Source organism: Rossellomorea sp. DUT-2 (assembly GCF_052665285.1).
This window is the reverse complement of the sequence record NZ_JBQPEO010000001.1, coordinates 841652-865135: the sequence shown is the minus strand read 5'-3', so window position 1 is coordinate 865135 and position 23484 is coordinate 841652. Positions and strand designations below refer to the sequence as shown.

Below are 23484 nucleotides of genomic sequence, written 5' to 3'. Positions count from 1 at the left end.
AGGATCCTTCGGTCACATCATCTGGCTAACCCTCTCTCAAAAGCAGCTAAATGATTCTGTGAAGCATCTCTCAATTGTGTAAAAACAAATCTTACATCTTGAGGAAGATTGTTAGTCAGAAATTTATTATACATAGCAATATTATCAATTTCGCCCTCAACTCCTGCTGCGTATGCACTCTTAATCGAATCAGGAGTTGAGGTATAGGCTTGAGAATTATCTTCAGGCAATGGCACACCATAGCGCTGGAAAAGGGTTTGCAAAGCTGTAATATGTCGCAGCTCGGCTTCTTTTATTCTTAAGAAGGTTCGAACATTACCGAAATTCTGTATGATTCGATCGTATCTAGCCTGAGCCAGGTATTCATCCTGCATGGCATAAACGAGCATTTGAGGGACAGTGAGTGAAGTTGCCTCAAGTGCTCCTTTTGCGCCGTAATCCATTTGCCTCTCCTGTCTCCAGCTCCCTTGGTTCTTGATAAAGAAATACAAAAACCAAACGGCATGATTTTGTTCATCTGCAGCAGCCCGACGGAATGATTCCTTTATATAGGAATCTTGGGCGCCATCAGCAATCTCTAAATAGAAATCAACCGTTTCTTGCTCGTCTTTTATGGCGAATTCAAGACCTCTTTTGTATGAATCAGGACAACCTTCTTGCAATTGAGGAGTGGGCGGGACTCCTATTATATTCGTATAGATATCACTGAAAGCTTTGAAATGGCGCATTTCATCTTTTCGAATTTCTCGAATGCGATTTTTCTCTTCTTCGGTTGGGGCCAATTTGGCAAGTTTTTTATAACAAGCGATCGCACTATATTCTCCGTTAATTGCCTTTTGTATATCTTTTAACAGTGATTGATCCTCCTGAACACGCGAGTAACCATCTAAATGAAAAGGTTTGAATTGACGATAAAATTGATAAGGATTCATATAGAAAGACACCTCTCCTTTCTGTCTGTCATTAAGTATCTTATGACTTCCGCCTAAATCGGGTGTCTGGAGATTTTCACTTTACCTCTTCTTATGTACTACTCCATACGCATCCAAAAGATCCTTCACCAAAATATTATTGATCCTCATTCCCTCCGTCTCACAATCTATTAATTCAACATTATTCAGATTACAACTTTTAAACGGACTCCCTTTAAGATCACAACGCTCAAATCTTACAGGCTCCTCCTCATCTTCAAGAGTCGTATCATGAACATAAACGCCACCGAAAGTCACATGGGCGAATTCACTATGTGAAAGATTCAAATCAGCAATCAGGGATTTTTTGAAATTAATATTTTGAAAGCGGGATTCACTTAGATTGCAATTGTTAAATTGAGCTCCCATTAGATTACTGTTGCTAAATGTGGTATGACCCCCGGCGATCCCATAGAAATCCGTCTCCGTCATGTCGCTCTGTTCCACTTGTAGCCGAGAAAGGTCAACTTGTCCCAAGGTATCACCTTGAATGAGAATCTCCCTCGTCTCAACCTCTTCTGTAGCATCAAGTATTACCCTTTTTTCATAGCAGAATTCATCTTCTGATTCAAAGATTTTCGTGTACCCCATCTTCTCGTAAAAGGCATGATTATTCAGCTGCCGACTGGATGTCTCAAGTTCCCACGATTTCACCTGTGGAAACTTTCTTTCTATTAATCTTATGGCAGATGAACCAATTCCTTTTCCTTGGAACTCCGGATCAACAAAGATACGGTCGACTCTTCCGTGGCGCTTTCCCTCTAACGTGACAATCACACCTCCAACAAGCTCTTCTTGATAAAGGATTTTGAAATAATTCAATTCTCGGATCATATACTTCCCCATCTCGATGGAGTCGTAGCCTGGTGGCTGGATATTGTAATCGACCACATTCTCTGCATATGGAAGCCATTTTTCTTTTTCAGCATCAAACACTTTCCTTTTTATATCTGTAAGGATTTCTGCATCTTGCATTCTTGCTTTTTCAATTGTGATTGTACTCATTTTAGCTCTCCTCTTAATCTCTTATAAGTTGCTCATTAGACAACAGATCTGCTTTGAAATGATATTCAATTTTTACTATGTTTCAAATAACGGATTGAAACCTCATTTCTTCTCTTCGTTTTCATTATATGGGAAATTATAACTTAAATAAAATAAAGAAACGGCGACTCATTGATTTTAATACATCTAGTCGCAAACACCCTTAACTTAAAATACTAACAAAAAAAGATGAAGCCCTACGTTAGAAAACGAGGGCTTCATTTTTCATTTTTGACAACATTCTTTTTTAGCATTCTCTTCTTTTACTTCAACCAATTTCACTTTACAGCAATCCTTCTTTTCTTTCTGACCAATCAAGCTCTTTAACCAATTCAATTTGTCCACCTCCTTATATAAAGTAAAATAAGAAACCCGACATAGTAGACATGATGAGGACAGAGCCAATAAATGCAAACACGAGCTTCTTCTTAAAGATGCTTTGGAGTAAAGTCACTTCCGGAAGGCTTGCTCCTGCTGATGCAATCATTAGAGCCATTACTGGTCCCAGTGCCATACCTTTAGCAATAAGAATTTGAGAGATCGGGATCATTGTAGATAGTCGGATGTATAAAGGAATCCCGATAATCGCAGCTATCGGCACCAGCCACCAATTCTCTCCTCCTAAATAGGTTGTAATCCATTCAGTTGGAACAGAACCATGAATAACCGAACCAATCCCAGCCCCGATAATAAGAAAAGGATAGACATTTCTCATAAGTGTGAGTGTTTCTCTTATCGCTCTCTTAATGTCGATTCCATTCTCAGGGGCTGAGAAATTTTCTACCATGACATTTTTTAGTTGTCTTTCAAATCCAAATGCACTCAACGCAAATCCGATGATAATAGAAAAAGAAGTGGTTAATATTGTATATGCAATGGCTACTTTCCATCCCAGTAAGTATGTCATCAAGGACAAAATCGTTAAATCCAGTACAGGAGACGCAAAAAGGAAAATCATCACAATGGGAAAACGGACTTTGTTTCGCAATAGATTTACGACAATAGGGATGGTTGAACAGGAGCAAAATGGTGTGACGAACGCAAAACCAACAGCAATCAGAGCACTCAACAGAGGATGGCTTCTATCCATCAGCTCCTCCATCCTTTTATAGGGAATGAGTCCTTGCAGTAAATGAATAACAAAGGAAATTCCGACAAACAGCACAGTTAGTTCAAGAGCAATACTGATGAAATCTTTCAATATAGTCATTTTGACTACCTCCATTTTAATTAATCAATTTTCTTGATTAATTATCGTAAATTATATATCAACTTTTTTTGATTAATAAATCGAATTTAAGCAAGCTCTTTCTCAAAACATCTTCCTTTCCTTACATCAATTTTTATTGATTAATAAACCATAAAGAGATTGAGCATCTTATTCCTTCCTAAACAAGCAGCAAAGTTGCTCTGATAACAAGTGATTCATTTCAGTGTGATTTAATGTATAGTAACTCCAAGTGCCTCGAGTTTCTTTAAAGATCAACTCAGCGTCCATTAAAATCTTCAGATGGTAGGAAAGTTTAGATTGGGGTAAGTCTAATTTATCCGATAAGTCACATACGCACACTTCTCCCATTTCAGTAATTTGATGCAGGATAAACAACCTTTTTTGATCTGCAAGTGCCTTGAATTTTTTTTCGTATTTACTGAAGGTTGAATCCAGTGATATATCTGTTAATGGAATTTGTTTATTCATACTATCTGCTCCTTTTAAATCAAATTTATTTGATATATCTTTAATATATGCAAGATATTCCATTAAGTCAACTAATAAATCAAAAATATTTGATTTATAAAAAATAAGAAAGCCATCCATTCATGTTGATTAGACGACTTTCTTACTGAGTTACTATTTATATTTTTCGCAGCTTTTTATATTTCCTCTTACCTACCTGTACAATCAGTCCATCTTCAATTTGTACTTCTACTTGTATATCCAGAACCTTTTCTGAATTGATTCTGATTCCTCCATTTTGAATCATCCGCCGCGCTTCACTCTTTGAAGCTTGCATATTTAACTCAACAAGTAAGTCGATGATGGACACTCTACTTTCACCAGTCCACTTTATCTCTGGAATATCATCAGGCAGGGCGCCTTTTTGGAATACTTCCTTAAAATTGTTTACGGCTTGCCCGGCTGCTTCTTCACCGTGGTACATAGACACGATGGTTTTTCCTAAATGTATTTTGGCATCTCTGGGGTGGAGTGTCCCTTCGATTAATTCCTTCTCTATTTTCGATTTCTCATCTAAAGATATGTCCGTTATCAGGTTGAAATATTTGATGATCAATTCATCAGGAATCGACATCGTCTTCCCAAACATTTGGTTAGGCTCTTCATCAATTCCAATGTAATTATGTTTTGATTTTGACATTTTATCTACACCATCAAGGCCTTCAAGTAAAGGAAGTAATATGACAACTTGTTTTTCCTGGTTATAATGCTCCTGAAGATGCCGCCCCATCAACACATTAAACTGCTGATCCGTCCCGCCAAGCTCCACATCACTTTCTAATTCGACGGAATCGTATCCTTGCATTAACGGGTAGAAAAACTCATGAAGCGATACTGGCTTCCCTGTTGACAACCGATTCGAAAAATCGTTTCTTTCAATTAATCGAGCAACCGTTATCTTAGAGGACAAATGAATCACATCTTCAAGATTCAACGATGACAGCCATTTTGAATTGTAATGAAGCTCCACCTTCTCTTTGTCCAGGACTTTCCCAAATTGCTCAAAGTATGTTTGGGCATTTCTTTTTACCTCTTCATCAGTCAGCTGCTTCCTTGCAACAGACTTGCCAGTTGGATCACCGATCTTACCGGTGAAATCCCCAATAATGAGCTGTATGATATGACCGTTTTCTTGGAACTGCCTTAATTTGTTCAGAACAACCGTATGACCCAGGTGAACATCAGGAGCGGTTGGGTCTAGACCCAGCTTGATTTTCAATGGTACTCCAGTTGCAATTGACTTGACGAGTTTGTTTCTTAATTCTGTTTCTGGAATGATTTCATGCACTCCATTTTTGTATACGGCTAACTGCCTTTCTACTTCTGCCTGTTGTTCTTGCGAAAGTGATTCCCACTTGTGTTGCATGATCATTCCTCCTTGATTAATATGTTTCGTTTAAATATTTGTTAGGTTGGTGGGGTTTCTGAAATTATTTTAATTTTGCTGATAAAATGAAAATATTGCTGATATATTTTGATTGCCAATTACGAATTTGTGATTTCGCCGATAAAATGAGAATTTCGCCGTTAAATCAAAGATTTCGCCGTTATCCACTCTCCTCGACTAAAAATCACACCAAAAAACCACGCCCCTAAAAAAGGGACGTGGTTAACGCGGTACCACCCTCATTGAAGATTTCTCTTCCACTTCATACGGATAACGGACCGGCCGTTCTCTACTACTAAGGGTTCACAGAGAATGTTTAAGGAGGTAATTCGCGCTTATCTTTGTACTGATTTCCACCAGCCATCAGCTCTCTTCACCAGGGAGATAAGTCACTACTCGTTCCTATCATGACATCTAAGATTATGAATTTTCATTTATTTTACATAAGAATGCCATAAAATACAATAAAAATTTTTAGCCCTTCACAATCCCCATTACAAACCCATCGTAACCTTTAGACCCGACGGTTTGAACAACCGTTGAATCAATTCGGGGCTCTTTAGACAACATATCAACAAAATGGCGAACACCTTGAACGCTTTCATCTCCGCTATTATCATCAATTACTCTTCCAGCGCGTACCACATTATCTGTAATGATGACAGCTCCAGGTTGAGAAAGCTCGAGTGCCCATTTTAAATAATTTGCATTGTTTTGTTTGTCTGCATCGATGAAAATAAAGTCAAATTCACCCTCAATAGTCGGCAATGTATCCAAGGCAGCACCTATCTTAATTTCCACCTTTCGATCCATTCCAGCGTTTTGTATGTTTTTTGCAGCGACTTTTGCATGTTTTTCACTATATTCCAAGGTTACAAGATGACCGTCCTCGGGCAAAGCACGGGCAAGCCAGATCGTACTATAGCCTCCAAGGGTTCCGATTTCCAATATGCGTTTCGCTCCTTTAAGACGTGCGAGCAAAGAGAGGAACTTCCCTTGATTCGGAGATACATCGATTGCAGGCAGTTCTGCTTCACTATTTGCTTTCAATACAGAATCCATAAGTGGATCTGATACTTGAAGTTTATTCGTGAAATATTGATCTACTTCTGTCCATGTTTTTGTTGATGTCATCACCATCACTCCTTAGTATGTAACTTTCTTAAACAATAATAGCATAATTTACCATATATTAATCATTTAACGTAACTTTTTATCTCTCAAAACAAAATCCACCTTAATGATATCAACCTATACGGGCATAATAACCAAAACAATTTGTCATGGAGGGTTCATTCTTGCATACCAATGAACAGGCATTATCCATTTTTGCACTTGGCGGAATCAATGAAATCGGAAAAAATATGTATGTCATTCAACATCGTGATGATATTGTCATCATTGATTGTGGAGGTAAGTTTCCTGATGAAAGTCTTTTGGGAATCGACTTAATCATTCCTGATGTTACTTATCTTGAAAAAAACAAAGATAAAATACGGGGATTAATTGTCACTCATGGACACGAGGATCACATAGGTGGTATTCCTTATCTTCTAAAAAAAATTAACATGCCCATTTATGCAACACATTTCACCTTGGGATTAATCGAACTAAAAATAGAAGAGCACAAGCTTATAAGAGAGACAAAACTTGTAACCATCGACTCAAATTCCAACCTGAATTTCGGAACGATCGATGTTTCTTTCTTCAAGGTAAGTCACAGCATTCCCGATTGTTTAGGTATCGTATTTCATACGCCGGAAGGAAATGTCGTACATACTGGAGACTTTAAATTCGACTTAACCCCTGCCAATCATCAATACTCAGACATTCATAAAATGGCCCGGATCGGTGATGAAGGGGTAATGGTCTTACTTTCTGAAAGCACGAATGCGGAGAGGAGCGGCTTGACCCCTTCTGAACAAATGGTGGGAAATCATATGGATGAAGCTTTCTCGAAAGCCACTGGAAAGATCTTTGTCTCAACCTTTGCTTCCAATGTCAACCGGGTCCAACAGGTAGTCGATGCTTCCATTAAGACAAACAGGAGGCTGGCTTTATTAGGAAGGAGCATGATCAATGTCGTTTCAGTCGCCATGGAACGGGGATATTTAACCGTGCCTGACGGGATGCTGATCGATGCCCGTGAAATTGATGCATTACCTCCTGAAAAGGTAGCGATTTTATGTACGGGAAGTCAAGGGGAACCCAGAGCTGCACTAGGGCGCCTATCGACTGGAAGCTTCCGGGACGTATACGTTTATCCAGGTGATACTGTCATTTTGGCTGCTTCACCCATACCTGGAAACGAAAAGGACGTATCACGAATTCTGGATAATTTATTTCAACTTGGTGCCCACGTGATATACGGAAGTGGGAGTACAACAGGCATGCATGTGTCAGGACACGGGTATCAAGAAGACTTAAAACTAATGCTAACATTAATGAAGCCGACTTACTTTATTCCTATACATGGTGAATACCGAATGCTGCATCATCACCGAATCCTGGCTGAATCGGTAGGAGTAGAAGCAGGAAATACTTTTATAATAAAAAACGGTGAAGTCGTTGATATCGAGAATTCCGTTGCCCGACAAACGCGTGCCATTCCTGCAGGAGACACCTTTGTAGATGGCTTGAGCGTCGGAGATATCGGATCAATAGTGTTACGTGATCGAAAACAACTTTCTGAAGATGGAATGCTTATCATTGTCATTACCCTTAGTAAGTCGGAGCATTCGATTGTTTCTGGGCCTGATACCATATCACGGGGATTCGTTTTTGTACGAAATTCAGAAGACCTATTAAAGGATGTAAACCATCTCGTTAAAAAAGTCGTAGATGAATTGTCTGCAGAAAATGTTCGGGACTGGAAAGAAATGAAACAGGCGATTAAAAAAGACGTTGGCCAATACCTTTTCAAGCACCTGAAGAGGAAACCTATGATTTTACCCATTATTATTGAAGTGTAGTTGAAATGTCGGGTGCTTATGCGCCTGGCATTTTCTTTAATGAAAAAAAGCACCCAACCAAAAGTCGGGTGCCCTTTAAATTAATTATTTCTCTACCTTATTTCCTTCATAAATCTTCACATCTAAAGGAGCCGCTAAATACTCAGGTGCTCTCCTAACAAATGAAGCAAAATGCTCACTCGCATTGTGATTCTCAACGGCAGCAGCATCCCTCCACACCTCTACCATTGTATAGACACTTTCTCTTTCAGTATCTTTCATTAAGTCATATGAGATGTTTCCCTCTTCTCCTCTGGATGCTCCTACAAGTGGGCGAATCTCTTCTAAAAATGCTTGTTCTTTGGTTGGATTAATATGAAATTCTGCATGGATAATAATCATATAATTTCTCCTCTTTTCTTATTTCCATTCCGTGATGGATTCTACTGGCAGGCGAACAGATTTATAGCCTGCATCTGCCGCTTTTCCGATTGATATCAGCATGACTGGATAGTAACGGTCTTTGTCCATACCGTATGCTTCAGCAATTTGATCCTTTTCATATCCACCAATCGGATTTGTATCAAATCCGTGAGCACGTGCAGCAAGCATGAGTTGCATGGATACTAATCCTGCATCTATGAGATTCATTTCCCTGAACTGTTCAGTCGTCATCATTTGTAGTAATCCCTTAATAGATGGTAGCTGTCTGTCTCTTACTTCTGCAGGCATATACCCTTCTTCTACTGCTTGATCGTAAATCTCATCCGCATAGTCGAGGCTGTTCATATCTACAAATACCGCAATCACTGCAGAAGAAGATTTGACTTGCGTCTGATTGAATTTCGCAAGAGGTGCAAGTTTTTCTTTCCCTTCTGGACTATCGATTACAACAAAACGCCATGGCTGTAAGTTTACAGATGATGGTGCAAGAGTAGCTTCGGTTAGTATCTCAGTCATTTCTTCTTTACTGATTTTTACAGTCGGGTCATAATTACGGATGGAGCGACGGCCTGTGATGATTTGGTTAAAGTCATTGATTTTTGTTTGATTCATGATGCATTCTCCTTTTATATAAATAAGTCTAAACTATCTAGTATTCGATCTCTGATACATTATCCTGAATACGATTTAGCATGTGCGATAAAACTGCACGTTCTTCTTTTGTAAAGCTTTTAAAGACTTTTGTGATAAAGATCTCTTTCTCTTCACGATAAGCCTCTATTTTCTTACGGCCTTCTTCTGTCAACCGGACAAAAGTAAACCGGTTATCATCAGGATTTTTACGGCGGGAAACCATCCCTTTTCCTTCAAGTTGCTTTAAGTGTCTCGTCACGGCTGCACTATCGATATTCACTTCTCTTTGTAGGGCGGTTTGACTGATTTCTTCCACTTCAAATAACTTGTGCAAAAGATCCAAACGAGACTGACTAATTCCGGTACAACGCTCAAACTTAGGACTCATCTGCTTATATATATCATTTAGTTGAACAATTATCTTCTCTTCTTCACGACAAGAGATGGACAAAGCATCCTCCTCCTTCACATTAGTTGATGGGTCAATCATTGACCTGTCAATTAATATAATACATATGGATTTATAAGTCAAACATTTGGATCTTAAGAGAAAACCCTAATGATTTAAAGGAATCCTTCTGACAATTGTGGAAGGTGTAGGGTGAGTAAAAATCGAGAATAAAGGAGAATACAACCCATGACAAATTCGGTCACAAACATTCCGATTCCCTCTATTTTAGAGGTTGGCTCTGACGTATTGTCACGGCTAGACGATATTTTAAAAAGGCACCCATTCTCCAACGCTATCGTATTATTTGATGAATTTTCAAATACCACTTTAAAAAATACAATAGAAAACGCCTTGTCCAGTCTCACTATTGAGTGCGTAAAGCTGGATGATAAAATGGATATCCATGAATTACTTTCTGCCGCATTTTCATGGAGCCGCTTTGATGTCGTTATCGCGGTAGGAGGTGGAAAAGTTGTTGATTACGGTAAATATGTTGCATTTTCCAGAAGAAGTCCATTCATATCGATTCCAACTGCCCCATCAAACGACGGATTTGCAAGCAGTAACTGCTCTTTAATCGTCGATGGTAAGAAGACGACGGTTCCTGCCAAGGTTCCATATGGAATCATTGTAGATTTAGATATTATTAAGCACGCACCGGATCGCTTTATCCTGGCGGGGATTGGCGATTTGATGTCAAACCTGACAGCACTATATGATTGGGAATTTGAAGAAAAAAACGGGGTTGGTTCTGTAAATGCCTTCGCCTATATGCTTAGTAAGAAAGCCGTTAATAGCTTCATCCGGACACCGATGCATGAATTGAAAAATGAAATCCTTCTTAAAGAATTAGTCAGTTCCTTAACAATGGGAGGGGTTTCGACGGTCATTAGCGGAAACAGTGCTCCCATCAGTGGTTCAGAGCATTTGATTTCCCACAGTCTTGAAATCATTTCTAAAACACCTCAAATGCATGGGATTCAAGTAGGTATCGCCACCTATATCATGGCAAAAGTTCAAGAGCATAGAATAGAACGTATCGAAAAAGTTTTTACACGAACTGGTTTTTTTGATTATGTTAAAACAATCGGATTAATAAAAGCAGAATACAAAGAAGCGATTTTAATGAGTACATCGATAAAACCTAATCGTTATACCTATTTACATGATTCCAGTTATCGACAAAGAGCCTTGGAGATTTTAGATGAGGATCCTCTCTTGCATGAGATCTTTGCTGAATGAAAAAGAAAATGGCCAGGTAATGAGGGAATATCCTCTCCTACCTGGCCGCCTATTTGCAGTATTATTTTTTTAAAACATGCTAAACTCAGGTCATGTCACCTGTATGAGTATACTATCCTGGATTTCAGAGAAAAAAACTTACTCCTTTGGTTGGTCTAACGCTTGATAGGCAGCCTGGTATTTTCCGCCTTCTGCAACCTCTGAATGATACAATGCTTTAAGAGCGAATGTACGCTCTAAATTCATCTCATCCATCAATACTTTCAGACGACTTTGCAATTCTTTATTATCTCTGATTAACTGTTTCATTTGTGATTTCATATATTTCATAAGGTATTAACTCCCCTTTTCTACTTGAACAATTCATCCATTATAACACTGCTGGTCACAGTACTAAAGGGATTTCTTATAAAACACCCTGTTCACTTCCTTCACTTCACACCCATTTGCAAGAAATGTTCGAATCATCGGAGCGTTATTCTTACTTGTCCCCCCGATATAATTTTTTGCCTGAAACTCACTAGCTAACAGATTAAGTGCCAGTTTATGAAGGAGCTTGCTCTTTCCTTTGCTTCTTTCATCAGGAATCAATCCGAAATAAAACAACCTTCCCTCATCCACCGTGCCTGGTTCTATATGTGGCATTATGACGCCAATAGGCTGATTTCCTTCATAAATCGCAATGCAGGAATCCTTATAGCTGTCACCTAGTTCGTTTGCGACACTTTTCATCTGTTCTGGCATGGTTAAACTAGATGGAGCATTAAGAGAGCCCTCCATAGTATGCATCCAAATATGAGCAAACTCATTCTCTGAAATTTTATGTAAATTTTTCAATGTAAAAGAGTGATTGATTTCCGACTTCTCAAGCATTTTACACACAGTAACAAATTCATCAACCAGTTCATATCCTTTCCTCTCTAAATACTCATCCGCTTCCTGGGAGAATGTTTGACTCACAAGAATCTTCAAGTTAGATAGTGAATGATAAGGTGGGCTCTGATCCAGATAACTGACAAGTTCTTTCAATTCTGCAATGGTCAAATCATTCGTATCCTCAATGGTCGCATAGTTGTCACCTAGAATGATTTTTACTTTTTCGATGAATGGCTTTTGTTGTTTATTCAATGTATAGTCCTCCTTTTCTATCTGCTACATATACATCATCTGAAAATAAAATCACTCGACACCGGCTTTTTTCCAATTTCCCTTGCCCACACGGATAATTGACCAATATGATGAATCTCATGCGTCACTACATGTTGCATAACCTTTTTGTATGTAAAATTGTATGTTCTACCTGATCTTGATGTCATATTAAATTCTTTCTTTCCATAGGAGGAAGTCCATAATGACAGAAAGCTTTCCGTTTGCTGACGGGTCGTTTCTGAAAACTCAATGACTTCGTCTAGTGATGAAATAGTATGGAAATCCTTTTTCATCACGGGTTTCCCTTGTAATTGATTCATCCAAATTTGCTCACAGTCCGCTACATGAAAGAGATTCTTCAGAATGCTCCCCATCCCGCCTATACGCTCTTTCGTCAGCTCTTCCTGATTGATTTCCCTGCACCAATCAAACCATTCTTCCCGTATTTGCCAATTATAAGAAAAAAGTTCTACCATGTTATCAACCTGCCCTTCGTATTGTAAGAATTCTAAAAGCCGCTATTCCTTATTCAGAGAACAATCCAACCACAATGATTCCTATTGCATTCAATGCAAAAAAGGTCCCGTATATCATCATGACCATACCTGTTCCAAAACCAGAAGGATCAAACGGACTTACGGATAAACCAGTCAAGATAAAAACCACGGGTGTAAGGAGTAAACATATGACTCCCGCCCAAATTCTCTTCTTTTTATCCTGTCCTGTAACTTTCATAATCATAAAATCAGTCAAAGCCAGGACTGTCATAATAATCATGAATAATAGAAACAAGACACCCCAATCAGACAAAACACATCCCTCCTCATCCTATTAACTGTAAGCCATCCAAAATGAAATCCCCCAACTCAAAACGAGAAAAAGCAGACTCGCAATAAAATAAGGACTCTTATTAGAAGAACTCGCTGATTCATATTCATATTTAAATTGATTATTCGTGATGAACTTAGCGGCCGTCGATGCTTGATTAATTCCCGCTCGTTTTGAAATATTGGTGAGCCATCCCAGTGCAAAAAAGCAAAGGCTGGAAATGAAAGCCGTATCCATTATGCTCCACCCTCCAAATGAGCTGGTCATTACCGTAGCGCCCGTCATTAGTGTGAAGAGTATCGCGATGATCGTAAAGGATAAGTACCTAGAAGGAAGGAACTTTTCTAATTGTTTACTGAATTGGTCAATGAAGAATGCCATACCGGTTCCAATTACTAGGATGATTATCGTTATTAATAAGTTGAAATAGTAATTCAATTTAAGCTGCCTCCATTCATTAGAAAATTCTTATATTTTAGACAAAACAATTTATAATGAAAAGAAAAAAAAGAGACCATCGATTACACCAAGACAAAATAGAGAAATCAATAAAAAAGTTTTCCCCCACATTTTTTTAAAATATAAATATAGCAATCCAAAATATATGAATCCTACCGTGATCAAACATAAAAAGAATTCTCCCATCATTTTCCCATCTAAATGAATGCCCTTCACATGAACCCATTCGGATTTATGGTTGAGATCCAGAGGGACAGTGAAGAACATGATTCCCCACCCAACGAAAATAAAAACTCCCAATAATCGAAGGAAGGCGTACATACTCATCTGCTTATTCGGATGATTATCTACATTTGTTTCATATCCAAAATCATTTTGTTCTACTCTTAATCCCATAAAAAAATCCTTTCTGCCTGTTCTTTTCTACTAGTACGAAAGAACAAACAGAAAGGTTTCAAATTATTCCAAATTTATCATTAAGTGGTTAACCCTATATTCCCAGATATTTCCCTAAATAAATACCACTTGCCGCTGCCTGCGATAAGGAATGGGTTTCTCCGGAGCAGTCACCAATCAGATACAGATTTGACACATCTGTTTCAAAGTTCTGATCCGTCGGTAATTTAGGTTCATAAAACTTCGCATCCAAACCGTACAAAAGTGTATCAGGGTGTATAGTCTCCCCAATAAGCCTTTCCAAAGAAGCAAAAAACTTCTCGAGCGCCATCACATAAAATTCTGGAACCTCTTCCCGAAGATTCCCATAATCCGCTTTGAGGGACGGACCTACCAGATTCCCATCCAACGTTTCTGTACTCCTATCTGATTTGAAATCTTCCAATCTCTGAACGACAATCCGATCTCGTCCTTGATTGATTCCACCTATGATATTCATTGCATAGCCCATTGCCTCATCATGGGAGAGAAAATAGCGTGGAACGAACAAGCTGAAGTTCAGATTCGCACTTGGTGTATCTTCTTCACGGGCATTCTGTCCATCAGGCATAACTAAGCCATGCTGGTGCTTCCGAATGATCCTCCCTCGCGGATTCATACAATAGGTTGTCGCACTGAATGATTCCCTCTCGATCTTAAGCTTGGTTTCAAATGTATCTTTTAATATCGATTGAAGCTGATTACCTTTCATTTCCACACGAATCCCCAAATCCAGACGGGTTTCTCCTGGATAAAGTCCAAGTGACCCTGCTTGTTCTTTCAGCCATGTGCTGCCACTCATTCCTGTACCAATCACTAATTTCCCCGTCGTAAAATCACCAATATTGGATTTTAAATGAAAGTCCGCCTCATTTTTAGTGATTGTTTCTACATGAGTTTCAAAACTAAACGTAATACGGTTTTTCAGCACCTCATACATTTTTTGAAAAACCTCACTCGCCAAGCGTGTTCCTAAATGACGGACCTCTGTCGAAAGTACTTTTAAATCAGCCATACCGGCTCTATTCGAAAGCATCTGATTTTTCGTGCTATAGGAAGGGATGATGTCACCGCCATACTCGCAGAGAATATCGTCTACTTCCTTCATCAAATCAAGTGTCGTTTGTTCTCCAATTTTCCTGCCAAGCTCTCCTCCGAAATCATTCGTATAATTAAATTTTCCTTCTGATTTCCCAAGACCTGCAAACCCAATGTATTTACTGCACATTCCTTCACAGGTACATCCTCCTCCTTCATCTAAACCACATGTACGTTCACTCAGTTTTTTACCGAGATCAATCATGTGGATGGAGACATGTTCATTGTGCTTCATCAAGGTGTAAGCGAGAAACACACTGCTCACACCTGCTCCGATGATGGTGATGTCGTGATGACTCGATTGCATCCTCTGCTCCCCTTTCTTAGTTGAATACGTTCTTGTGCCACTTTATATCAGGACGATTAAAATCGATCTTTCTTAATCTCCCTTTAAATTGACTTTCAGTAATCATATCTGAATGCTCCCCACCAAAATGGCTTCCATTTCCATCCTACCATAAAACAGAAATGGGAAGGTCCGTCCCTCTACTTATCTTTCAAACTGTGATGTAGATAGGGAATGGAAGCGAGTGTCGAGATGCCTCCAGCAAGCATGATGGTCAGGTCTGTGCCTATTGCTTCAGCCAGTATTCCTGCAAGAAATGCGGCCAGGGGCATGAATACCCAAGTCATGAGGCGGCTTGTGGCCTGCACCCTTCCCAATAAGTGATCAGGTGTCAGCGTTTGCCTGATTGTAATAATGCATGGACTCATCATCGAAGCACAAAAGGTCCCTACTGCATTCATGATCATAAGCCAAAAATAGGTTTCTATAAAGCCGAAACACAGGATTGAAAGCCCTCCAATGACAGAGGCCGTAAATAATATGCTCCGATAAGAAAACCGTTTCCGAAAAAGGTTTGACGTAACCGCGCCAAGAGTCGCACCTACTCCCCCTATTGATAATAACCAACCAATCATGACCGTATTTAAACTGATGGAATCTTTCAGGTGAAATACCAATAATGTGAGAAACAATGTAGTTCCGAACACAGAAGATACCATGGCTAGATTGGTGTACAGGATCGGCTTGGTCTTTACAACGAATTCAAATCCCTCCCTGATTTCTCCCCAGAAGGAATGCCTTGATGAATCTCTCTCATTCATCTTCATCCGGAGACTCGCAATGGCAAGAAAAGATACCAGGAAGCTGACGCTGTTCACCAACAGGGCATATCCAGGATTCAAAAAGGAAATGATCAGCCCTCCCAAACCTGGTGCCAGAAAAACCGCCAAATTAAATATCCCGGAATTTAGTGAATTCACAGCTTGAAGGTCTTCTCTTCTCACTAAGCTTGGTACTGAGGCAAATTGAGATGTATTGTAAATTTGGCTAAAACATCCGATACCGAACACAACGGGGTATACCATCCACATCTCCAGTACCTCCATGATAAATAGAACCCCAATCATCCCAACAAGTAAACATCGCCCTAAATCACATAAAAGGAGAAGGTGCTTCCGGTTGAATGTATCGGACATGATACCTGCGAAGGGCTGCAATAGAATCGGCAGCCGTTCAAGCGCCGCCACAATCCCCATACTCACAGGTGATCCAGTGAGGGCTAATACCATTAGAGGAATTGCGATTAAATAGATTTGATCACCGAAAAATGAAATCAGATTGCCACCCATGAATCGGAAAACAGAGTAGTTTTTCTTTAAGGGCGGGAAATCTTCCACTTGATTTAGCCTGACCGCACGCTCACCCATATCATTTCCCCCTTTTAATCCCCAGCTAAATACTGCATTAATTCATTCGATAAAGATTGAACCGCATTCGCTTTCAGGTGATACTTCCCATCCAGAGTTTCGACCAGCCTTGCGGACCTGAGTATCTTCAAATGATGATGGACCGTCGATTTCCCCATGTTCAGCTCATTCGTGATTTCCTGAAGTGTACGATCTGACCCCTTCAGGAAATTCACCATTCTGAGACGCGCTTCATCCCCAAGGGCTTTATGCTTTTGGACCAGAAAATAGCTTGGCATATCCTTATCATCCGGATAAATGCTTTCATTGGCTACGGGATAATAAAACACCTTGACTCCTTCAACATCCCCTTCTACGTTCCAAGGGCGGTAAATCGACTGAGGGATTAGCAGGACGGTAGGTACACTGGGCTCAGGCAGATAAGTAATCCCTCCCGTTGCCCACTCAACCATGGCCTCGGGCTTCAGTTTTTCATTCATCCTTTCCTTGGACTCTTTATCCCTTGTCAATATCTGAATTAGCGTCTCTTGTTTAGGAATGATCACTTCTTCATACCACCGGGTCATGACGCTCTTCAAGTGATCCCTTAAATTCTGGATATTTGTGGTGCAGATAAACTCAATATATCCTGGAAAATACGGATTATCCTTCGTCTGCTTTTTCAATCTGTTTCGTGACGACTCATCACCTTTTGAAGCATGCTTTCGAAGTTCTTGAAATTTCATCCCTATGTATGGAATGCAAATGAATCTGAGTTTTTGATCGTCCACTCCCTCCAAAAACGTTATGAAATCAGATAAATCCCGAAACTCTTTTTGATGCAACAAGAGCAGTAGGGATTTCCATGTATTATTCTTTTCAACGTATTTCAAATCCTCTATCAACGGTTCAGATAAAGATTTTTTTAACTTGTCCCATGACTCTTTCGGTTTTTCTAACGTATCGATAAGCCTTGTATTTGTGATGGCAGCAATCCCCAAAGCGCATTCCCAAAGTAGAGAAGCCTCGATTCTTACTTCATATGTCTCTCTTTTTCGGCTTGTCGTATGGAGTACATCCATAGTAGAACACCTCATTCCCAAAAATTTCTTCCTAACATTCATTCTATATTTATAGAACGATACATTCAACATATATTGAATTTATTCCAAGAAAAGTAGCTACTTTTAATAAAACATTGTTTCTTCACTCCTTATTGGATAAAATGAATCAAATCTTATTTGGTCATTAGCTGTTGTTACCAAATATGGCTTTTCGTACTGGCATTCATTAATTTTTAAAGTAGTTCGATAGGAGAATTGCGTCGTTTTCTTTCTTAATTGCGTCAAAATTCATTTTATTGCGTCTGTTAAATTGGAATTGCGTCATGATCGAGTGGAATTGCGCCAAAATAATGATTTATTGCGTATTTTAACAAAATATGGAATCCAATCTCATATTCAGTCTCAACAATCACAAAAAAAACACACAAATCCCATTCAGGAATTCATGTGCTAAATATAAAGTATTAAGATTTTACTTTGTCTTTTTTAATCTGCTTACTTCTCAATTGACCGCAAGCTGCATCAATGTCCGTCCCTTGTTCCACACGGACTCCACAGTTGATTCCATGTTCAAGTAATGTACCGTAGAATTCAACAATCGCTTCTTTCGTACTTCTTTGATATTGGTTGTGTTCGTCAACTGGATTATAAGGAATCAAGTTCACATAAGAAAGATGACGCTTGTTCTTTAACAATTTGGCTAGCTGTATAGCCTCTTCTTTATGATCGTTCACATCGCTCAATAAAATATACTCAAAGGTGATTCGTCGATTGGTTTTTTCTAAATAGTAATCAATGGCTGGCATCAACTTCTCAAGTGGATACGCACGGTTGATCTTCATGATCTTCGTACGTAATTCGTTGTTTGGTGCGTGCAAGGAAACAGCCAGGTTGATTTGAATGTTTTCGTCGGCAAATTTGTAAATCTTATCTGCCAGGCCACTTGTTGATACAGTGATGTGACGAGCACCGATCGAAAGACCTTTTTGGTCATTCACTACTCGGAAGAAGTCCATCATGTTATCGTAGTTATCGAATGGTTCACCAATTCCCATTACGACGATATGACTGACTCGTTCTCCATTTCCTGCTTCATCCAAATGATGTTGGACATTCATGATTTGTTCGACAATTTCACCGCTTGATAGGTCCCGGTTTTTCTTGAGTAGTCCACTCGCGCAGAATGTACAACCGATGTTGCATCCGACCTGAGTCGTCACACACACACTCAGTCCGTAATTAAAACGCATAAGAACAGTCTCTATCAGGTTACCATCCTCAAGCTTGAACAAGAATTTGATTGTGCCGTCCTTAGATTCCTGTTTAACCTCTTGAGTGAGTGTATGAAGATAGAAGTGATCGTCCAACAACTGTACACAGTCAGCGTTTAGATTCTTCATATCCGCAAAGTTTGTCACTCTCTTTTTATATAACCAATCCCACACTTGAGCCGCACGGAATTTCTTTTGACCGTGTTCGACCAGCCATGTTGTCAGTTGATCTAATGTTAATCCGTATATGGATTTCTTTTCCATTTAAAACCCTCATTTCAAAACTCTACAATTTTCTACTTATCTATACTACTTAAAGTATGGCAATGTTTCAAGGGATTTATAAGTGTTGAGAAGAATTGGAATTCCGTAATATAGTAAAAACACAATGAAAATACACCGAAACAGAAAATACACCCTACTTAGATTACTCTCTATAAACACGAAAAATATGGTATAATCTTCTAAATATCTTAAAGGAGATGTCCCTCATGTTTTCATTCACAGTAGATCGAGAAATCTCAATCGAGCTATTTCAACAACACCACAAAGAGGAATTATACGAACTGATTGATTCAAACCGGAATCATCTTCGCAAGTGGCTTCTATGGGTTGATAAACGCCGGTCTCCTCAGGATTTAGAACCGATCATCCCCATATGGATCCGGAATTACGCGGATAACAACGGATTCGATGCCGGGCTACGCTATCAAGGGGAATTAGTCGGTATGATCGGGCTGCATTATATTGATTGGAAAAGCAAGAGCACCAGCATTGGATACCTTCTTTCTGAAGTAGCACAAGGAAAAGGGATCATTACACGTGCCGTTTCCTCTCTATTAAACTATTTATTTATTGAAATGGACCTCAACAGGGTAGAAATCCAATGTGCCATCAATAATAAGAAAAGCCTTGGCATCCCGGAACGTTTAGGTTTTAAGAAAGAAGGCATCACGCGGGATGGTCAATGGTTATATGATCATTATGAGGATCTTGTAAAGTATAGTATGTTGAGGAAAGATTGGGTTAAATCTTAAAGAGTCCTTATTACAGAGGCGCTTCTCATTGAGAAACGCCTCCTCTTGATATCCTTTTAAACCGGGAAATAATTACTCCTTAACCAGCTGCATGGTCACAAAAGATCGTCTGCTCCCCTGCCTTATTAAATAAAAATAATTTCTTCCGTCCTCCTGTATTCTCTTGGTGAAAGGCCAACATATTTTTTGAAGGTACCACTAAAATAATTCGGTGTATTGAATCCAAGTTCTTCAGCAATGTACTCAATTGTATGGTTGGTATGGCGTAAAAGCCACACGGCACGCTGAAGACGAACAAAGGTGACATATTCAACAAAATTCCGTCCCGTTTCTTGTTTAAAAATCCTGCTGAAATACGGTACACTAAAATTAATCTGTTTGGCTACTTGTTTTATAGAAAGATTATCCGTACAACACTGAGCTATATAGTCCGTACATTTCTGTATCTGCTGGTCCTTTGTAATCTCTTCATAATAACGAAGGGATAATCTCTCATATGGTGACGTACGCCTGGCTTTATATGCTTCCCGATAGGATTGATGAAGGAGAAGTGGTTCTCGATAGATGGACCCAACACCAATATAAAGATGGATCCCATGCTCCCTTTCTAATCCCTCAATCGCATCAAGAATACTTTCTTCTCCTTCTTTCCAGTCCTTTAAAGATCCATACTTCGAAGGAAGCCGAATGAGCATAAGCAAGTGTTTGCGGTAAGATAAAAAAGAAATCCTCCCTTTGAGAAAGCGCTTTCTAAAGTAGTCTTGAATAATCATAGATGCATGCCAATCTTGCTCATCTTTCCAGGCAGGGCATCTGATAAATCCCTGTATAAAACATACTACATTTGGAAGCCCATCCACTGGAAAGAGAGATCGGGATTGAATCAATTCCTCTTCAGATTTTATCTCCCCAGAAAGTAATCTTCGTAAAAATGCTTCTTGAAAAGGTAACGTGTGGTGGTTCCCTTTCTTTGGTTCCTGATGTAGCCCAATGACATTATCACTAGTCAATACATGATCCTCACTTGAAATACCCCCTAAAGTCTGTTTTAATATTCGAATAAATTTATGCTTTTTTACAGTCTTGACTAGTAAACTGCTTAATTTCAGTTCCATTGCAAGGGGTGAAGTATTCAATAATGATGGTTCCAGCAAAGGAATGATCTTGCATTCTTTATTACGTTTATGAAATCGGTATATTTTCACCCAATCAAGCCATGTACTTACTTCGAAAATGGCTATATGTATATCAGTTGGTTTCACTTCTTCCTCCACCAGTGCAATGTTTCCCATAAATTCTTCTGTAATCCAGTCTTCCAGCTTTTCATATTCCAATTGATCTTTTACGACTAGCTTCAGCGAATACACTTGACTTCCATCCTGCCTTTCTATGATATACAAAATAATGTCTTATTCTTATCTGAATTATAGAGTAAAAATTAGATTATATTAAATATTTGTATATTTCTGATAATTTATTGTAAGGTATCTATTCGTCTTATATCGTAGAATCAATTTAATACTATATCAGCTTCTGCAAAGGAGGACAGCACTTAATAATCAACCACATTACATTCCTTAAGGAGGGGTCTTTTATGGCTGGAGAGTATTCAGAATATGATTATGTGGCAGCAGACACTATAGATGTCAGCGAACTTGAGCCACTCGATCCGGAAACAAGAAAAATCATGAAGGGTGAATTCAGCACTGGAATTAAACTTACGCTATTTTATTATGTTTTTATCTTATCAATCCCGATATTAAATTGGTATGCAGATGGTTTTATGTTTTCACGTATGTGGGGTGGTATGACGTATAGCTGGTTTTTCACAAGTATCGTGGCAATGGCGATGGCTTTCATCATTGCCTATGTACATACTACTCTCTACGAGAAACGCTTAAAGAATGATCACCACATTCCCACCCACTCCAATACATCTTCTGAGGAAAGGAGAATCGATTGATGGGCGTTTTACTAGAACCAAAATTCCTTTTAACACTCCTTTTAATGGGGACGATCGTATATATCACCTATTTATCAAAAAGAAACGCCACTGCTTCTGATTATTTTGTTGGCGGTAGAAGCTTTGGCTGGTTTACTAACGGATCAGCTATAGGAGGAGACTACTTAAGCGCAGCAACCTTTCTTGGTATTGCCGGTTTAACCTATCAACTTGGGTATGATGGTGCTTATTATGCATTTTGCTTTTCTATTGGTCTAACTCTTTTAGCTATATTCGTAGCAGGTCCCCTGCGCCGATTCGGAGCCTATACGGTGGCAGACTTTTTAGCGTATCGTTTTCACAGCAAACGCGCACGTCTCGCAGCAGTTGCGGTGGTTCTAGCCATTTCGGGCTTCTATGCAGCCCCTCAGTTACTTGGTGCTGCGCAAATTTTAAATATGTTCTTCGGGACAAGCTATGAATTTGGAATCATTTTCACATGTTCTGTCATGATTTTTTACGTTGGAATCGGTGGTATGAAGGGTACTACACTTAACCAGGCCCTCGAACTATGGATTCGTCTAGGTGCCTTTCTTCTTATGGTTGGTGCTGCTATCTATGGTGGACTACATTACCAGGAAATCCTTGCTACGATTAATGAATTTAAAGGGGTAATTTCAGGAACTGCCGGTTTTTCTACTGATGGAAAGGATATACCTTTTGACGGAGCTGCTTGGACAGGGACCGGCAATTACTTCCCATCATTCTGGCAAACCATTTCAATGACAATCGGACTTTCACTAGGCACGATTGGACTTCCGCATATTTTGCTTCGTTTCTACACAAACCCTAGTGCTAAAGCAGCTCGTAAATCCGCTCTTATGGCAATAGGTATTGCAAGTGTCTTCTTTTTCTTTGCCGTATATCTTGGAGTGGTCGGGCGCTCGATTTTTCTAAGCGGAGACACAGATCCAGGTGTTATGAAAGACCTGATATCCGGAGGAAACAATATGGTTGTTCCTTCTACTGCCCAGGCCCTTGGTGGGGAGTGGCTGCTTGGTCTTGTTATTGCGGGCGCATTTGCTGCCGTCTTTTCAAACCTATCCGGTTTATTCATTGCAAGCTCCGGTGCATTGGCCCATGATTTATATGCAACATTCTTCCGCAAAAACATAACAGAAAAAGAACGTGTTTTAGCAGGAAAGGTTTCGATTATCATTCTTGGTATTCTCTACGGTGTTCTTGGTCTATTGGTAAAAGAAGCATCTATCGGACATCTGGTAGCGCTGGCATTTACAGTAGCTGCAAGTACGTTTACACCAATTTTCATCCTGGGTATATGGTGGAGGGGAATGACAGAGAAAGGTGCAATTGCCGGCCTTGTTATTGGCCTGATTGCTTCTATGTACATGATTTTCTTTAAAGCTACCCTACCTGAATTTCTACAGTTTAATGTACCCGGGTTAATAACGGTTCCAATTGGATTCCTTTCTGTGTATATCGTTTCAAAGATCGATCGCAGAGTCCCTGGGGATGTAAACGAATTCATGAAAAAAGTCCATTCGAAAGAATCAGAAGCAGCTTAAAAATAAGTTGTCGTTAAAATGACGATTGAAATAGGTGATGCAGGATCTAGATAAATACCCTG

At 39.3% G+C, this 23484-nt stretch carries 25 protein-coding genes and 1 other annotated feature; of the genes, 5 read left to right on the top strand and 20 right to left on the bottom strand.

The genetic code is table 11. From position 1 onward, the window contains the following. Window positions 1–17 precede the first annotated feature (17 nt). The 6 genes from ACOSV2_RS04320 to ACOSV2_RS04295 form a co-directional block, all read right to left on the bottom strand. Window positions 18–932 (bottom strand): ferritin family protein, encoded by a 915-nt coding sequence (locus ACOSV2_RS04320; protein WP_428974057.1) that lies wholly within the window; start codon window positions 930–932, stop codon window positions 18–20. 81 nt (window positions 933–1013) lie between these two features. Then, window positions 1014–1976, bottom strand: a complete 963-nt coding sequence (locus ACOSV2_RS04315; RefSeq protein ID WP_428974056.1) for a GNAT family N-acetyltransferase — start codon at window positions 1974–1976, stop codon at window positions 1014–1016. Between the two features lie 388 nt (window positions 1977–2364). Next, on the bottom strand, window positions 2365–3225 hold the full coding sequence (locus tag ACOSV2_RS04310) for a permease (RefSeq protein WP_428974055.1): 861 nt from the start codon (window positions 3223–3225) through the stop codon (window positions 2365–2367). A gap of 168 nt (window positions 3226–3393) precedes the next feature. Beyond that, complete coding sequence (locus ACOSV2_RS04305) at window positions 3394–3714, bottom strand: ArsR/SmtB family transcription factor (protein WP_428974054.1); 321 nt, start codon at window positions 3712–3714, stop codon at window positions 3394–3396. A 157-nt stretch (window positions 3715–3871) separates the two neighbouring features. Beyond that, window positions 3872–5119 carry a tyrosine--tRNA ligase gene (gene tyrS, locus ACOSV2_RS04300; RefSeq protein ID WP_428974053.1) on the bottom strand — a complete coding sequence of 416 codons (1248 nt, stop codon included), beginning with the start codon at window positions 5117–5119 and terminating at the stop codon, window positions 3872–3874. 230 nt (window positions 5120–5349) lie between these two features. Beyond that, window positions 5350–5558, bottom strand: a binding site (T-box leader). A 56-nt stretch (window positions 5559–5614) separates the two neighbouring features. After that, a complete protein-coding gene (locus ACOSV2_RS04295) occupies window positions 5615–6274 on the bottom strand; it encodes an O-methyltransferase (RefSeq protein ID WP_428974052.1) in 660 nt (219 codons plus the stop codon). Window positions 6275–6438: 164 nt separating this feature from the next. On the opposite strand from ACOSV2_RS04295, the gene ACOSV2_RS04290 reads away from it, so the two are divergent. Beyond that, window positions 6439–8112: a ribonuclease J gene (locus ACOSV2_RS04290; RefSeq protein ID WP_428974051.1), complete on the top strand. Its 1674-nt coding sequence runs from the start codon at window positions 6439–6441 to the stop codon at window positions 8110–8112. A gap of 84 nt (window positions 8113–8196) precedes the next feature. Here ACOSV2_RS04290 and ACOSV2_RS04285 read toward each other — a convergent pair whose 3' ends face one another. The 3 genes from ACOSV2_RS04285 to ACOSV2_RS04275 are packed head-to-tail and all read right to left on the bottom strand — an operon-like array spanning window position 8197 to window position 9619. Further along, a complete protein-coding gene (locus ACOSV2_RS04285; RefSeq protein ID WP_428974050.1) occupies window positions 8197–8493 on the bottom strand; it encodes a putative quinol monooxygenase in 297 nt (98 codons plus the stop codon). Window positions 8494–8511: 18 nt separating this feature from the next. Continuing rightward, entirely contained in the window at window positions 8512–9147 is a 636-nt protein-coding gene (locus tag ACOSV2_RS04280) for a nitroreductase family protein (protein ID WP_428974049.1), read from the bottom strand. 37 nt (window positions 9148–9184) lie between these two features. Continuing rightward, the gene (locus tag ACOSV2_RS04275) at window positions 9185–9619 is read right to left on the bottom strand and encodes a MarR family winged helix-turn-helix transcriptional regulator (RefSeq protein ID WP_428974048.1); all 435 of its coding nucleotides are present in this window, start codon (window positions 9617–9619) and stop codon (window positions 9185–9187) included. Window positions 9620–9805: 186 nt separating this feature from the next. Between ACOSV2_RS04275 and ACOSV2_RS04270 the strand changes: the two genes are divergently transcribed. Next, on the top strand, window positions 9806–10861 hold the full coding sequence (locus ACOSV2_RS04270) for an iron-containing alcohol dehydrogenase family protein (RefSeq protein ID WP_428974047.1): 1056 nt from the start codon (window positions 9806–9808) through the stop codon (window positions 10859–10861). A 138-nt stretch (window positions 10862–10999) separates the two neighbouring features. Here the strand turns inward: ACOSV2_RS04270 and ACOSV2_RS04265 are convergent, their stop codons facing one another. The 10 genes from ACOSV2_RS04265 to rlmN all read right to left on the bottom strand — a co-directional run bounded on the left by ACOSV2_RS04265 (window position 11000) and on the right by rlmN (window position 19121). Continuing rightward, window positions 11000–11191 (bottom strand): hypothetical protein, encoded by a 192-nt coding sequence (locus ACOSV2_RS04265; RefSeq protein WP_428974046.1) that lies wholly within the window; start codon window positions 11189–11191, stop codon window positions 11000–11002. 63 nt (window positions 11192–11254) lie between these two features. After that, complete coding sequence (locus ACOSV2_RS04260; RefSeq protein WP_428974045.1) at window positions 11255–11989, bottom strand: hypothetical protein; 735 nt, start codon at window positions 11987–11989, stop codon at window positions 11255–11257. Between the two features lie 35 nt (window positions 11990–12024). Then, entirely contained in the window at window positions 12025–12486 is a 462-nt protein-coding gene (locus tag ACOSV2_RS04255; protein WP_428974044.1) for a DinB family protein, read from the bottom strand. A gap of 49 nt (window positions 12487–12535) precedes the next feature. After that, a complete protein-coding gene (locus ACOSV2_RS04250; RefSeq protein WP_428974043.1) occupies window positions 12536–12820 on the bottom strand; it encodes a hypothetical protein in 285 nt (94 codons plus the stop codon). A 21-nt stretch (window positions 12821–12841) separates the two neighbouring features. After that, on the bottom strand, window positions 12842–13276 hold the full coding sequence (locus tag ACOSV2_RS04245; protein WP_428974042.1) for a hypothetical protein: 435 nt from the start codon (window positions 13274–13276) through the stop codon (window positions 12842–12844). A gap of 51 nt (window positions 13277–13327) precedes the next feature. Next, a complete protein-coding gene (locus ACOSV2_RS04240) occupies window positions 13328–13693 on the bottom strand; it encodes a hypothetical protein (RefSeq protein WP_428974041.1) in 366 nt (121 codons plus the stop codon). A gap of 94 nt (window positions 13694–13787) precedes the next feature. Continuing rightward, entirely contained in the window at window positions 13788–15137 is a 1350-nt protein-coding gene (locus ACOSV2_RS04235; protein ID WP_428974040.1) for an NAD(FAD)-utilizing dehydrogenase, read from the bottom strand. Between the two features lie 179 nt (window positions 15138–15316). Continuing rightward, entirely contained in the window at window positions 15317–16543 is a 1227-nt protein-coding gene (locus ACOSV2_RS04230) for an MFS transporter (protein ID WP_428974039.1), read from the bottom strand. A 14-nt stretch (window positions 16544–16557) separates the two neighbouring features. Continuing rightward, window positions 16558–17604, bottom strand: coding sequence for an ArsR/SmtB family transcription factor (locus ACOSV2_RS04225; RefSeq protein WP_428974038.1), 1047 nt, complete (start codon window positions 17602–17604; stop codon window positions 16558–16560). A gap of 446 nt (window positions 17605–18050) precedes the next feature. Continuing rightward, entirely contained in the window at window positions 18051–19121 is a 1071-nt protein-coding gene (gene rlmN, locus ACOSV2_RS04220; protein WP_044337210.1) for a 23S rRNA (adenine(2503)-C(2))-methyltransferase RlmN, read from the bottom strand. 227 nt (window positions 19122–19348) lie between these two features. Between rlmN and ACOSV2_RS04215 the strand changes: the two genes are divergently transcribed. Next, complete coding sequence (locus tag ACOSV2_RS04215; protein ID WP_428974037.1) at window positions 19349–19894, top strand: GNAT family N-acetyltransferase; 546 nt, start codon at window positions 19349–19351, stop codon at window positions 19892–19894. A gap of 125 nt (window positions 19895–20019) precedes the next feature. Here ACOSV2_RS04215 and ACOSV2_RS04210 read toward each other — a convergent pair whose 3' ends face one another. Next, complete coding sequence (locus ACOSV2_RS04210; protein ID WP_428974036.1) at window positions 20020–21261, bottom strand: helix-turn-helix transcriptional regulator; 1242 nt, start codon at window positions 21259–21261, stop codon at window positions 20020–20022. Window positions 21262–21488: 227 nt separating this feature from the next. Here ACOSV2_RS04210 and ACOSV2_RS04205 point away from each other — a divergent pair, with 227 nt between their 5' ends. After that, window positions 21489–21857 (top strand): hypothetical protein, encoded by a 369-nt coding sequence (locus tag ACOSV2_RS04205; RefSeq protein ID WP_428974035.1) that lies wholly within the window; start codon window positions 21489–21491, stop codon window positions 21855–21857. Then, window positions 21854–23422, top strand: coding sequence for a sodium/solute symporter (locus tag ACOSV2_RS04200; RefSeq protein WP_428974034.1), 1569 nt, complete (start codon window positions 21854–21856; stop codon window positions 23420–23422). The genes ACOSV2_RS04205 and ACOSV2_RS04200 overlap by 4 nt, the downstream gene beginning before the upstream one ends. Window positions 23423–23484: the final 62 nt, after the last annotated feature.

Bases quoted from the DNA above. Each gene is read 5' to 3' on its own strand.
- ACOSV2_RS04230 (WP_428974039.1), bottom strand. From the start codon at position 16,543: ATGGGTGAGCGTGCGGTCAGGCTAAATCAAGTGGAAGATTTCCCGCCC.
- rlmN (WP_044337210.1), bottom strand. From the start codon at position 19,121: ATGGAAAAGAAATCCATATACGGATTAACATTAGATCAACTGACAACA.
- tyrS (WP_428974053.1), bottom strand. From the start codon at position 5,119: ATGCAACACAAGTGGGAATCACTTTCGCAAGAACAACAGGCAGAAGTA.
- ACOSV2_RS04235 (WP_428974040.1), bottom strand. From the start codon at position 15,137: ATGCAATCGAGTCATCACGACATCACCATCATCGGAGCAGGTGTGAGC.
- ACOSV2_RS04265 (WP_428974046.1), bottom strand. From the start codon at position 11,191: ATGAAATATATGAAATCACAAATGAAACAGTTAATCAGAGATAATAAA.
- ACOSV2_RS04310 (WP_428974055.1), bottom strand. From the start codon at position 3,225: ATGACTATATTGAAAGATTTCATCAGTATTGCTCTTGAACTAACTGTG.
- ACOSV2_RS04315 (WP_428974056.1), bottom strand. From the start codon at position 1,976: ATGAGTACAATCACAATTGAAAAAGCAAGAATGCAAGATGCAGAAATC.
- ACOSV2_RS04280 (WP_428974049.1), bottom strand. From the start codon at position 9,147: ATGAATCAAACAAAAATCAATGACTTTAACCAAATCATCACAGGCCGT.
- ACOSV2_RS04215 (WP_428974037.1), top strand. From the start codon at position 19,349: ATGTTTTCATTCACAGTAGATCGAGAAATCTCAATCGAGCTATTTCAA.
- ACOSV2_RS04305 (WP_428974054.1), bottom strand. From the start codon at position 3,714: ATGAATAAACAAATTCCATTAACAGATATATCACTGGATTCAACCTTC.
- ACOSV2_RS04295 (WP_428974052.1), bottom strand. From the start codon at position 6,274: ATGACATCAACAAAAACATGGACAGAAGTAGATCAATATTTCACGAAT.
- ACOSV2_RS04270 (WP_428974047.1), top strand. From the start codon at position 9,806: ATGACAAATTCGGTCACAAACATTCCGATTCCCTCTATTTTAGAGGTT.
- ACOSV2_RS04285 (WP_428974050.1), bottom strand. From the start codon at position 8,493: ATGATTATTATCCATGCAGAATTTCATATTAATCCAACCAAAGAACAA.
- ACOSV2_RS04240 (WP_428974041.1), bottom strand. From the start codon at position 13,693: ATGGGATTAAGAGTAGAACAAAATGATTTTGGATATGAAACAAATGTA.
- ACOSV2_RS04205 (WP_428974035.1), top strand. From the start codon at position 21,489: ATGGCTGGAGAGTATTCAGAATATGATTATGTGGCAGCAGACACTATA.
- ACOSV2_RS04225 (WP_428974038.1), bottom strand. From the start codon at position 17,604: ATGGATGTACTCCATACGACAAGCCGAAAAAGAGAGACATATGAAGTA.
- ACOSV2_RS04255 (WP_428974044.1), bottom strand. From the start codon at position 12,486: ATGGTAGAACTTTTTTCTTATAATTGGCAAATACGGGAAGAATGGTTT.
- ACOSV2_RS04320 (WP_428974057.1), bottom strand. From the start codon at position 932: ATGAATCCTTATCAATTTTATCGTCAATTCAAACCTTTTCATTTAGAT.